Origin of the sequence: Clostridium algidicarnis DSM 15099 (assembly GCF_002934235.1) — a bacterium.
Lineage (GTDB): Bacteria > Bacillota > Clostridia > Clostridiales > Clostridiaceae > Clostridium_L > Clostridium_L algidicarnis.
The window spans coordinates 190,987-203,134 of the sequence record NZ_PTIS01000001.1; the positions used below are offsets into that span (position 1 = coordinate 190,987).

12 protein-coding genes are annotated in these 12,148 nt (G+C 27.2%); 10 read left to right on the forward strand and 2 right to left on the reverse strand.

Annotated elements, in window-relative coordinates:
- Positions 1-69: 69 nt before the first annotated feature.
- On the reverse strand, positions 70-489 hold the full coding sequence (locus BD821_RS00915) for a hypothetical protein (RefSeq protein ID WP_104408908.1): 420 nt from the start codon (positions 487-489) through the stop codon (positions 70-72).
- Between the two features lie 394 nt (positions 490-883).
- Between BD821_RS00915 and deoC the strand changes: the two genes are divergently transcribed.
- The 7 genes from deoC (at position 884) to holA (ending at position 8,957) form a co-directional block, all read left to right on the forward strand.
- Positions 884-1,558, forward strand: coding sequence for a deoxyribose-phosphate aldolase (deoC, locus tag BD821_RS00920; RefSeq protein WP_104408909.1), 675 nt, complete (start codon positions 884-886; stop codon positions 1,556-1,558).
- Between the two features lie 221 nt (positions 1,559-1,779).
- Positions 1,780-2,106 carry an anti-sigma F factor antagonist gene (spoIIAA, locus tag BD821_RS00925; protein ID WP_029453446.1) on the forward strand — a complete coding sequence of 109 codons (327 nt, stop codon included), beginning with the start codon at positions 1,780-1,782 and terminating at the stop codon, positions 2,104-2,106.
- Between the two features lie 22 nt (positions 2,107-2,128).
- Positions 2,129-2,557, forward strand: a complete 429-nt coding sequence (gene spoIIAB / locus BD821_RS00930) for an anti-sigma F factor (RefSeq protein WP_104408910.1) — start codon at positions 2,129-2,131, stop codon at positions 2,555-2,557.
- Positions 2,558-2,565: 8 nt separating this feature from the next.
- Positions 2,566-3,324: an RNA polymerase sporulation sigma factor SigF gene (sigF, locus tag BD821_RS00935; RefSeq protein WP_104408911.1), complete on the forward strand. Its 759-nt coding sequence runs from the start codon at positions 2,566-2,568 to the stop codon at positions 3,322-3,324.
- A gap of 205 nt (positions 3,325-3,529) precedes the next feature.
- Complete coding sequence (locus tag BD821_RS00940; RefSeq protein ID WP_104408912.1) at positions 3,530-6,079, forward strand: HAD-IC family P-type ATPase; 2,550 nt, start codon at positions 3,530-3,532, stop codon at positions 6,077-6,079.
- A gap of 71 nt (positions 6,080-6,150) precedes the next feature.
- Complete coding sequence (locus BD821_RS00945; protein ID WP_104408913.1) at positions 6,151-7,896, forward strand: ComEC/Rec2 family competence protein; 1,746 nt, start codon at positions 6,151-6,153, stop codon at positions 7,894-7,896.
- A gap of 44 nt (positions 7,897-7,940) precedes the next feature.
- Positions 7,941-8,957, forward strand: coding sequence for a DNA polymerase III subunit delta (holA, locus tag BD821_RS00950; RefSeq protein WP_104408914.1), 1,017 nt, complete (start codon positions 7,941-7,943; stop codon positions 8,955-8,957).
- An 85-nt stretch (positions 8,958-9,042) separates the two neighbouring features.
- On the opposite strand, the gene rpsT is transcribed toward holA, so the two are convergent.
- Positions 9,043-9,309 carry a 30S ribosomal protein S20 gene (rpsT, locus tag BD821_RS00955; RefSeq protein ID WP_029453440.1) on the reverse strand — a complete coding sequence of 89 codons (267 nt, stop codon included), beginning with the start codon at positions 9,307-9,309 and terminating at the stop codon, positions 9,043-9,045.
- 177 nt (positions 9,310-9,486) lie between these two features.
- Here rpsT and gpr point away from each other — a divergent pair, with 177 nt between their 5' ends.
- The 3 genes from gpr to BD821_RS00970 all read left to right on the forward strand — a co-directional run bounded on the left by gpr (position 9,487) and on the right by BD821_RS00970 (position 12,101).
- The gene (gpr, locus tag BD821_RS00960) at positions 9,487-10,464 is read left to right on the forward strand and encodes a GPR endopeptidase (protein WP_104408915.1); all 978 of its coding nucleotides are present in this window, start codon (positions 9,487-9,489) and stop codon (positions 10,462-10,464) included.
- A 56-nt stretch (positions 10,465-10,520) separates the two neighbouring features.
- Complete coding sequence (locus tag BD821_RS00965) at positions 10,521-11,621, forward strand: stage II sporulation protein P (protein WP_104408916.1); 1,101 nt, start codon at positions 10,521-10,523, stop codon at positions 11,619-11,621.
- Positions 11,622-11,753: 132 nt separating this feature from the next.
- Positions 11,754-12,101 (forward strand): hypothetical protein, encoded by a 348-nt coding sequence (locus tag BD821_RS00970; RefSeq protein ID WP_104408917.1) that lies wholly within the window; start codon positions 11,754-11,756, stop codon positions 12,099-12,101.
- Positions 12,102-12,148 lie beyond the last annotated feature (47 nt).

Here is a 12,148-nt window from a genome sequence, read left to right on the forward strand (position 1 = left end):
AATTAAAAGTAATATGATTTTGTAATAAAATAAAATCTCTTCCCAATATATTAGAGAAGAGATTTTATTTTATTGCTTTATTCTTTGAACCTTTTGAGATTTTTTTAACTGAGATTTATCAACTGGTACTAAATCTTTTTTTGTAGTAAGATTCATGATATTCATTATCTGAATAGATTCTTTATTATCTTTAGACTTTTTACCCTTTTTTGATTTAAGACCTTGAATAACTAGAAGGTGACCTGGATTAATATTTATGAAGCCAGGTTTTTTGAACCATTTATTTTTTTTGTAAATACACTTTACTATTCCCTTACTTCTTTCAGGTCTTACAATTAATATTGCACTTATTTTATGAAACAGCCATAGTATAGTCTTCTCTTCTACTTTAACGGACACTACATTTCCTTGAATTTGTGCTAATCTATCTCCATACTTAGTTATATAAGCATCTGTATAGTGCTTAGCTAATTTTTCTCTAAAACCCATAGTTATAACTCCTTTTCTAATAATATAATGTATGAATTTATTAATGCTTTGTAAAATAAAAATATATAGATATGCTACTACTAAAGTGTATTATAACACAGCATAAAAATATGTGAAATTAAAAAATAATAATTCACAATGTATATTGTGACTATCTTATATATTATATCAGAAAGTTAATAAATTTAAAACATGATACAAAGGTATAAAGACAATTTTAAAGCCTAATTAACATATTAATTGTAGGAAAACTATTAAACATATTGTTTAATTATATATATTGGTATAAAATGAAATTATGTATAAGGTATTAAAATTGCAATTAATAAATATATTTGCAGTTTTTTTGAAATACTTATCAAAGTATTTATAAAAAAGTTTTAGGAGGCGTATTATGGATAAAAAAATATTAGCAAAGTATATTGACCACACTTTATTAAAAGCAGACGCTACAGAGGCACAAATTAGAATATTATGTGAGGAAGCTTCAGAACACAATTTTGCATCAGTTTGTGTAAACCCTTCCAATGTTGCATTATGTTCAGAACTATTAAAGGGCAGTGATGTTAAAGTATGTACAGTTATAGGATTCCCTTTAGGAGCTAACACTAAAGAGGTTAAAGCCTTTGAAGTTCAAGATGCTTTGAAAAATGGAGCCGAAGAAGTGGATATGGTTATAAACATAGGTAAGCTTAAAGCTAAGGATTATGATTATGTAAGAGAAGATATAAAGGCCGTTGTAAATGCAGCAAACAAGAAAGCGCTTACAAAAGTTATAATAGAAACTTGCCTTCTTACAGATGAAGAAAAAATAATGGCTTGTAAACTTTCTAAAGAAGCAGGAGCAAATTATGTTAAAACTTCCACAGGGTTTTCTACAGGAGGAGCAACAGCAAAAGATGTTAAACTTATGAGAGATACTGTTGGAGAAGATATGGGAGTAAAAGCATCTGGTGCAGTAAGGTCTTATGAAGATGCAATAAATGTAATAAATGCAGGTGCTTCGAGAATAGGAGCTTCAGCTTCCATAGCTATATGCCAAGGTGGAAAATCAGACTCTAATTATTAAAATTTTAAAGTATAAAAAGAAGTAGAATTTAATTTCTACTTCTTTTTTTGCGTTTAATAGCTAATTAATAGATATATATAGTACTTTTTAAATTATAATAAAATAATTAAATGGAATTTAGTTGAAAAAGAAGGAAAATAATGAACCTTATAGAATATACTCATTTAGGAGATTACTTTATAGGAGGTGAAATGCTCTTAAAATAAATTAGGAGTGTGATTATGTATCTTAAATTTGATAAAAAAGATGATAAACTAATAGTTTTATTAACGGGAGAATTAGATCATCACAGCGCAGAAGAGGTAAGAGCAAAGATTGATGATAGATTAGACAGGGATAACATAAACAAGCTTGTAATGAATTTTTCTGGGGTAACATTTATGGATAGTTCAGGTATAGGGGTAGTTATAGGTAGGTATAAAAAGCTTTTAGGGAAAAATGGCGAGATTTGTGTAGTAGAAGTAAAGGACAGGGTAAAAAAGGTATTTGAATTATCAGGTATGTTTAAGATAATAAAAAGCTATAACACCCTAGAAGAAGCCTTATAGATATTCAATGGAGGAATAAAAGATGGTAGATAATATTATGAAAATAGAATTTATGAGCAAATCTCAAAATGAAAGCTTTGCAAGAGTTGCTGTAGCATCCTTTGTGGCCCAACTAGACCCTACCCTAGAAGAAATTGCAGATATTAAAACAGCTGTTTCTGAAGCTGTAACAAACTCTATAATACATGGATACCAAAATAAAAAAGGCATGGTTTTCATAGAAACTTATATAGAGAACTTTGAAGTAACCATTATTGTAAAAGATAATGGCGTTGGTATAACTGATATAGAAAGAGCAATGGAGCCTTTATACACATCAAGACCTGATCTAGAAAGGTCTGGTATGGGATTTACTGTTATGGAGACCTTTATGGACGAGCTAAAGGTTTTAAGTAAAGAAGGAGAAGGTACTAAGGTAATAATGAAAAAGAAATTTAGACCTTTGGAATAGGTGAAAATATGGATAAGGAAATACTAAAGAAAGAAGAGTATAGTTATGAAGATAATTTAGAACTTATAGTTTTGTCAAAAACGGGTAATAAACTTGCAATGGATAAGCTTATAGAAATAAATATACCCTTAGTTTCATCTATTACTAAGAAATTTATGAATAGAGGGTATGAGTATGAAGATATATTTCAAATAGGATCCATGGGACTTATAAAGGCAATAAATAACTTCGATGCAAGTTATAATGTAAAGTTCTCTACCTATGCAGTCCCTATGATAATAGGAGAAATAAAAAGGTTTATACGAGATGATGGGATGATAAAAGTTAGTAGGAGTGTTAAAAGTATAGCGAGGAAATTACATTATGATAAAGAAGCTTTAAGCAAAGAACTAGATAGAGAGCCTACTTTAGATGAACTTTCAAAGTTTTCAGGAGTGGATAAAGAAGATATAGTATACGCTATGGAATCTGCTAGTAGCATACATTATCTTTATGACACTATACATCAAGACGATGGCGCACCAGTACTTTTAATAGATAAGCTTAGTGAAAAGTATGAAGAAGATGATTCGCTAATAGATAGACTAGCACTTAAAGAAGCCCTAGGAGATTTAGATGCTAAATCAAGGCAAATAATAATGCTTAGATACTTTAAAGACAATACTCAAGTAGAAGTTGCTAAAATGCTAGGAATAAGTCAGGTACAAGTTTCTAGAATTGAAAAAAAAGTATTAAAAACCATGAGGAAAACCTTAGAAAAGGAATAACATAGGGTTTGCTCACAAATAGCAGTTAATAGATATTTCGATATTTATCAACTGCTATTTATTAAAATAAGGTTATTTATATGGTACATGTAAGCATATTGTCTTTTGAATATAAAATTAAAACATAATTTTAGGTAGCTTTTTAATGAGATTTTTTATATAATTAAAATTAATACATAAAAGATGATGGGGTTTAGGTGATTATATGAATAAGTTTTATAATATGACATGGAGTTTTGTACTAGAAACATTGAAAACGGATCAATATAATGGACTTTCTAAAGAAGAGATAATAAAAAGAAGGAATGCCTTTGGAGCTAATATTTTAGAAATGAATGAGCCTTTATCGATTATAAATCTAATTGTGAGGAAGTTACTTAATGTATGGGTATTATATTCCTTAATTTTAATTTTGGTGAATGTATATTTTGGAGAGATTTTAATATCAATAATAATATTTGCACTTTTACTTTTTACACTTATATTTAATATTAAAATAGCATATAAAAATGAAAAACCCTTAAGAAAACTACAAAATCTGAATAATACTATATGTACAGTTTTAAGGGATAAGGTTATAAGTAACATAAGCTGTAAGGAACTGGTGGTTGGAGATATAGTCATATTAGATAAGAATTTTATATCACCAGCAGATATTAGATTAATAGAAAGTGAAGATTTAAAAGTAAGAGAAACCTTGGTTACAGGGGAAGACTATAGTGCAGAAAAATATGAAACTAAAATAGAGGAAAAAAACATACCTTTATCAGACATGAAGAACATAATATTTAAAGGATCTAAAATTATTAAAGGTAGTGGAAGAGGTGTTGTAACTGCTATTGGAGAAGAAACTGAAATAGGGAAGACTGTAAAGGTTTTAGTTTACGATAGAAAGGAAAAACAAAGACTTGATGATAAGGTAACTAGAAATGTAAACTTAATATCCTTTATATTTTTAGTATTAACTATTGTATTATTCATTTTAACTTTATACAAAAGCAAAGATATACAATCTTCTATATATCTAATAAATTACTTATTATTAGGTTTTTCTCCATGCAGTTTTCTGATAGCTTTTAATATTTATTCCATATATATTAAAAACTACTGGAAGAAACAAGATGTATATATAAAAGGGATGTCTATATTTTATCTTATGAATGGTATAGATATGATCTTCTTAGACAAGGTAGGTGCTATAAGCGAAAACAATATGTATATAAAAAAGATATATACAGATGGAATTACATATAATATATCAAAAGAAAATGAAATTAATAATATACATCTAGATAGATTTTTAAATATAGCCCTTTTATGTAATAATGGATCCTATGACTTTAATAGGAATACTGGAACAGGGGATATAATAGATCAAGCTTTAATAAAGTATGGAAATGAATTTTCATTAAATAAAAATGTATTATTAAAGGAGCAAAGAAGAATATTTGAAATACCTTATGATAGTGATAAAAGAATTCAAACAAGTTTAAATAAAATAGATAATAATTTTAGGGCAAATATAAAAGGTGCTGTAGATATACTTCTAGAAAGATGCACTCATATAATGAAAAATGGAATAGAAAAAGAAATTACACCAGAGGACGTAATTGAAATAAAAAATGCAGATATATCAATATCCTCAAAGGGGCTAAGAACTATAGGATTTGCATATAGAAATTTTAATTATGAGCCAAGTGCTTTAGAAAATATAGAAAGTAATTTAGTATTACTTGGCATAGCAGGATTTGAAAATCCTTTAAAAGAGAACATAAATGAAGAGATGTTATCTCTTAAAGAAAAAGGTATAAGGATAGCTATAGCTACAGAAGAAAACAAGCTTACAGCTAATGATTGGGGTCAGGATATAAAGCTAATAAAATCTATTGAAGAAATCTGGTCAGGAATTGAAATGAAGTATATGGATGACATAGAATTAAGTAAAAGTATAAATAAAATAAAGATATTTTCAAGAATAAGTTCAGAAGATAAGGTTAATATTGTAGAAAAGTGGAATGAAGGAGCATTAAAGGTATTATGTGCAGGTGAGAACATGACTGAACTGCCTGCAATGAATAAGGCAAGTGTTTCTATCGCTGTAGGAAGCAGCAGTGAAGCTGTTAAAACTCTTTCAGATGTTTACATAAAAAAGGATTATATATCAAAATTAAATAAATTGATAAATTTAAGCCCTAAGCTGCTTATTCAAATTAAAAGAGCATTGGAGTATCTTTTTACGTCTTCATTGATTTTAATTATTTTATTAGTTTTAAATTTTTTCAAATATGAAAGCTTTAATATAGATAAATATGTCATAATTATTTTAGTAGGAATCATGATTCCTGTGGGAACATTAAAAATACTGATAAGTATAAATAGAGATAGTGAATTCAATAAACCTGATAATATATCCATAAGATTTTTAAGGACTATAATTAAATCGGGGATTATGGGAATCTTAATATATGGGATTTATAAGATGAACTTAATATTTTTTAATGAATCTTCAAAGCAACAGATATATTTACTTGCTACAAGTTATTTTATAATAAAATCTTTTAATGGAGGAACTAAGTATAGTTTAAGTAAAGCTATCACTAGAATGCTTTTTTTAGTACAAGGTGTAGGGTTATTTTTAATAGTATTTATATCTACAAACTATTTCCATTCTTATATGCAAATTAATGATATAATATTATTTGTTATATTTTCTATTGTTTGTTACCTTTTTACAAGGCAAAAGCCGGAATTATAATATTAAATATAAGGTTTAATTTAAAGATTAATGGTTAAAATTCAAGATAACTAACTTTAGGGGGTGTTATTTTGGATAAACCATTAATCTATTTTTTTGTATCTTTTATTTTAGGAATTATAATTTTTATATTCTATTCTTTTAGTTCATTTTTAGCTTTTTTATTTATGACTTTTTTTATTTTATTACTTGTTAGGGGCATAAGTTACAAAGAAGTTCTTATAAATATTATTATAGTTATATTTTCTTTTTATAATGCTTATAGCTACTTCAATGTTAACTTACCAAAGGATAATGATGTGGTTAAAATAAGAGTATACAATAAAAAAGGATATAAGATTATAGGAATAATAAATGATAAAATGGTTTATATAAAAAATTTAAAGGGAGGAGATATAGGGGATATAATATATGCTAAGGGAGATTTTAAAGAAGATATACAATATGATAAAGGAATAATTGGTGAATTTTCATTAAATAATGAAATAGAAAGAAAACAAGATTTATATTCAAAGATAATAGGGTATAGATCTTTTTTAGATGAAGAGTTTCAATCTATATTTGGAGTGGAGGATGGCATTTTATTAAGCAACTTATGTTTTGGAGATAATTCTTCTATTGATATTGAAACTAAAGAAAAATTGAAATCTTTAGGGGTAATTCATGTAATAAGTGTTTCAGGATTCCATATAGCTTTAGTGTATAAACTCGTTTCTACTATTTTAGGAGGTAACATAGCTTTAATTATAACATTTTTTTATGGCATATTTACAGGAGGTAAATCTTCAACTTGGAGGGCATTTATTATGATATTCCTGTCTAAGGCTTCTTTTAAATTATATAGAAATTATGATGGGGTTTCTGCTTTATCTTTAGCTGGCATAATACTACTTAGTATAAAACCATACTACCTAATGGATGTAGGATTTTGCCTATCCTTTCTAGCTACCTTAGGAATAGTATTATTTCAAAAAACTATTAATAATAAATTATATAAGTTACCTTCGTTTTTGAGAGAACCTATTAGTATAACTATGAGCGCACAGGTATTTACATTTCCGTATATGATATTTACTTTTGGAAGTTTTAATTTAGGATTTCTAATAGGAAATTTGTTTTTAGTGCCCCTATTTACGCTATTAATTATATTAGGTAATTGTGCAGCTATATTTTTAAATACATTTTTAATTAAATATATAAAATACTTTGTGGAAATTATAATGCAAATTTTAAATGGCGGTATATATATTTTACATAGTATGTCACTAAAGACAAGCTATTTAAGCTATTTAGAAGGTTGCATAGTCATAGCTATTTATATATGCTATTTGTTAGTTAAAAAGGGAAATAAAAAATACAAATATCTGCCACTCTTTTTATGTACTCTTATAATATTTGAATATTATAAGCCTTATACAGAGATTAAAGTATTAGATGTTTTAGGTAAGGAAGCTTATATAATAAGCTATAAAAAAAGAAATGTGCTTTTAACAAATTCGAATAAAGTTGGGGAGGATTTGATTAAAGGATATAATATAGATGAAGTGAAAGATATTGGTACATATCCACTGAAATTTAATATTAAAGATAAAAATAATACCAATGTAGAAATAATCAATATTGGTAATGGAGAAAGAAAGGTAAGTATAACTGTATTACCTATGAAAGAAAATAGAATTTTTAAGTTTATGAACTATAGGGGTAAGAAAAATTATGATATAATACTTTTAAAACCAAAAAAGCAAGTCGGATTTAGAAGAGCTTATGAAACTAATAGTGTTATAATTACAGAATTTAATATATATAACCTAAAATAAGATTAGATTTAGCCAGTATATATTTAGTAGGGAGAGATTTTTATATGGATGTTATTTCTTTAGAAAAAGATATAAAAAATAAAAAATTTAAAAGGTGCTACATACTTTATGGAGAGGACGAAGCGCTTATTCAGGATATAGTGTCTACAATAATAAAGGATACTTTAGATCCTAGTTTCCTAGACTTAAATTTATTAAGAATAGATGGTATAAAAGAAGGTTTTGAGGTTATTGAAAATGCCACAGAAACATTACCCTTTATGTCTGAAAAAAAGGTGGTTGAAGTTTATAGGGCAGAATTTTTAAGCTGGGAAAAAGATAAAAAAGGGGAGCAAACTTTTAAAAAAATAGCTAAATACATAGATACACTTCCTGACCATTGCATTCTTATATTATATTATGTGTTTAAGGAACAAAGAGATAAAATAACACCTGAGGTTAATAGAATAAAAGGTGATGTTGCAGTTGTAAAAGTAGATAAACTTAAAGGTGAAAAGTTATATAAAAAGGTAGAGAATATATTTATCCAAAATGGAAAGCCTATAGGTAAGATTGAACTCAGATTTTTTGTGGACAATGTAGATAATAATATGAGAATAATAAATAACGAAATTGATAAGTTAATAAGCTATACAGAAGGAAGAAATATAACAAAACAAGATATTTTGGATTTGTTTTCTCAAAAGAGTGAAAAAGATATATTTAATATGGTGGATTTTTTATCTCAAAAAAGACCAGAAAAGGCTACTAATATATTAAATGAACTGATTTTTAAAGGAGAAAAAGAGAATTATATTCTTTCTATGATAGAAAGGCAGTTCAAAATTTTGTTTAATCTAAAACTTGGTATGTCAAAAGGAAAAAGTAAAGAAATTTTATCGCGTGAACTTAAATTAAATATATATATATGTGATAAGATGATGCATCAAAGTGAAAAGTTTAGTTTCAAACAATTAAAAAGGTGCATGGAACTTTGTATAAATAGTGAAAGAAATTTAAAAACCTTAAGTTTAAATAAAAAGACTGAATTAGAACTTTTAATAATAAATACAGTAATGTGATAGGAGAAAAAATAAAAACAAATAAAAGAAATGAATTAAATAAATAGTGGAAAATAAATAACCGGTATCTCTACCGGTTTACTTACTATGCTGATAAAGTATTTAATCTTGATGCTAATCTTGACTTTTTCCTGGAAGACATATTTTTATGTATTACTCCCTTTGAAACAGCCATGTCTAAAGCTTTAACTACTTCTTTGTATGTTGCAGTTGCTTCTTCTACGTTTTTCTCTATAACTGCAGTATCAAACTTCTTTATAGTAGTCTTTAGTGAAGATTTAACCATTTTATTTCTTAAAGTTTTAGCTTCTGTAGTCTTTATTCTCTTAATTGAAGATTTTATATTTGCCATTAACTTTCACCACCTTTATCATAATATGGCCTCTGCAGTCGTGGGGAAATCTGCTTTCGAGTTTCATATTTAACAAGTGATATTATAGCATTAAAATTTTAAGAATTCAAGTATAATTCCCATTTATTAATAGAATAATATTTATATAAGTTTAAAAATAACTAGGAGTGTGATTTAATGTTTGAAATAAGAACAGATCTTGCGGTAGAAGCAAGAGAAATGTATAGCAGTGCTCATAATAAGGATCCAGAAGGAATAGTGGTAAAAGAAGATATTCCTTATGAAGATATAAAAGTTACTAAAGTTTCAATAACTAATGAAGAAGGCGAAAAAAACATGGGAAAGCCAATAGGGAATTATATAACTATAGATATTCCGGAGTTTACTTATTATGATGGAGAAACTATGAATAGGGTAAGTAAAGTAGTGGCTGATAGCTTATCAAAAATTATTAATAAAGATAAGCATAGGAACACGCTGGTTATAGGACTTGGTAATTGGAATGTAACGCCAGATGCGTTAGGACCAAGGGTTATTTCTAAAACTATGATAACAAGGCACTTAAAAGAATTAATACCAGATAAGATAGATGAAAAGATAGCATCTGTTAGTGCCTTATCACCAGGTGTACTAGGTCTTACTGGCATAGAAACAGTAGAAATTGTTAAGGGTGTTGTAGATAAAACAAAACCAGATCTTATAATTTGTGTAGATGCGTTAGCTTCAAGAAGATTAGATAGGGTTAATAGGACTATTCAAATAAGTGATACAGGTATTTCTCCAGGATCAGGACTTAAAAATCATAGAAAAGCTTTGAATATTGAAACCTTAGGTATCAAAGTTATAGCTATAGGGGTTCCAACAGTAGTTGATGCAGCAACAATTGCTAATGATAGTATAGACCTTGTATTAGATGAAATGATAAAAGAATCGACTAAAGGTGGCGAGTTTTATAATATGTTAAAGTCTATAGATAAAAATGAAAAGGGTCGACTTATTGAAGAACTACTAAGTTCAAAAGGAGGCGACCTTATAGTCACACCTAAAGAAGTGGATATAATAGTAGACTCAGTATCTAGAGTAATTTCTAATGGTATAAATCTTGCGCTTCAACCTTCACTAGATTTAGAGGATATAAATCAATTTATGAATTAAAGCTATAATTTTTAAAAGACCCTCATATAAATAAGGTATATGGGGGGGAATTTAAGATGAAATATTATTATACAAATGTAAAAGAGAAGATCCGAAAATTTTATATACTAATACCCATGATTTTATTTTTACTTATTTCCATGATATTGCTAACTAAAACTATACAAGGACTTGGCTATAATGAAAAAAAGGGAAATATGATATATGTTCAAATTTTAAATAAAAGTATGCCCTTAGTAAAGGAATTATCCTTTGATTCAGAGGACTTAGTAGAAGAAAATTTTTCTTTAAAAGATAAGGTTTTGGATACTTTAGGTATTAATCGAAAAGATCCTATAAATATTATATCAAGAGAAATTAAATATTTTTCAATGTTAAAATCAGATGATGGTAAAAAGACCATTAATTTAAATAAGGAAATAAGTTCTTTTAAATTAGAGGATACTAGCGTTTCAAAGCTTTCTGAAAAGGAAATTCAAAAGGGAGAACAGTCTAACTTAGCTTCTTTAAAAGCATATAATCCTAGTTTGAAAAAGACTCTTAATTCATCTAAACCTGAGGTTCTTATATACCACACGCATACATCTGAGCGCTATACAACTGATGTAGAAAGTAATTCCAACGATAGTATGGATGAAAATGAAAATGTATGTGCTGTAGGCAATGAACTTGCTAGAGAATTAGAAGAAAATTATGGCATATCAGTGATTCATGATAAAACAGTGCATAACACCACCTATACTCAAAGCTATTCACGATCTAGAGAAACACTTACACAGTATTTAAATAAGTATGGAGATTTTAAGCTTATAATTGATCTTCATAGAGATTCTGTAAAAAGTAAGAATAGTGTAACTGTGAATTTAAATGGCGAAGACGTAACGAAAATAATGTTTGTAATGACAGAGAAGAATCCCCATTTTGATAAGAATAATGCTATAGTACAAAATATGATAGGTAATGCAAATGAACTTTTCCCAGGATTTATAAGGCAAGGTACAAATTATAATGTTGGAACTAGATACTTCAATCAAGATCTAAGTAATAATGCAATACTTATAGAGGTTGGAGCTAGGATAAATAAAGTAGAAGAAGCTACAGGTTCAGCTAAATATACAGCAAGGCTTATTGCAGAATATTTGAATGGAAAAGAGTAACGCCTAAATTGCTATATTATGAATAAAAGTTAATAAATAAGAGCATCCTTATAAAAGGGTTATAGAATTTTGAATTAAGAAATGTAATAATATTATTTTAAATATAAGAATTCATTGTGAGGAGTGCTCTTTTTGAAAAGTAAAGGTATGTATAAGATTATAATCATAACATGTTTATTTATAATGGTGTTAGGCTTTATAAAGGTAAACGTTCAATGCAATAGAACTAAAGATGAAACTATAGAAACTATGAGTGCAAACCATAAATTATACGAGGATGGATCTATAAAAGAAGAATATTTAAATTTATATAACATAGTTGACAATGCTCCTATAAAAATATTTTATAATAAAAACCCTCTAGATATAAAGATTTTATTGCCAAAGTTTGATATAGTTATAAACAAAGAAGTATTTCATTACTCAATGGATAAAATCAAAGGCAATATAAAAATAAAAATTAATTCTATAAGGAAATAATTTTTTATATACATAATAGAGATATATTATGATATAATTTACTTTGA

What these genes read in the sequence shown, in the direction of transcription:
- BD821_RS00915 (WP_104408908.1), bottom strand. Translation starts at nt 489, where the DNA reads ATGGGTTTTAGAGAAAAATTAGCTAAGCACTATACAGATGCTTATATA.
- spoIIAA (WP_029453446.1), top strand. Translation starts at nt 1,780, where the DNA reads ATGTATCTTAAATTTGATAAAAAAGATGATAAACTAATAGTTTTATTA.
- spoIIAB (WP_104408910.1), top strand. Translation starts at nt 2,129, where the DNA reads ATGGTAGATAATATTATGAAAATAGAATTTATGAGCAAATCTCAAAAT.
- gpr (WP_104408915.1), top strand. Translation starts at nt 9,487, where the DNA reads ATGTTTGAAATAAGAACAGATCTTGCGGTAGAAGCAAGAGAAATGTAT.
- deoC (WP_104408909.1), top strand. Translation starts at nt 884, where the DNA reads ATGGATAAAAAAATATTAGCAAAGTATATTGACCACACTTTATTAAAA.
- BD821_RS00965 (WP_104408916.1), top strand. Translation starts at nt 10,521, where the DNA reads ATGAAATATTATTATACAAATGTAAAAGAGAAGATCCGAAAATTTTAT.
- sigF (WP_104408911.1), top strand. Translation starts at nt 2,566, where the DNA reads ATGGATAAGGAAATACTAAAGAAAGAAGAGTATAGTTATGAAGATAAT.
- holA (WP_104408914.1), top strand. Translation starts at nt 7,941, where the DNA reads ATGGATGTTATTTCTTTAGAAAAAGATATAAAAAATAAAAAATTTAAA.
- rpsT (WP_029453440.1), bottom strand. Translation starts at nt 9,309, where the DNA reads ATGGCAAATATAAAATCTTCAATTAAGAGAATAAAGACTACAGAAGCT.
- BD821_RS00940 (WP_104408912.1), top strand. Translation starts at nt 3,530, where the DNA reads ATGAATAAGTTTTATAATATGACATGGAGTTTTGTACTAGAAACATTG.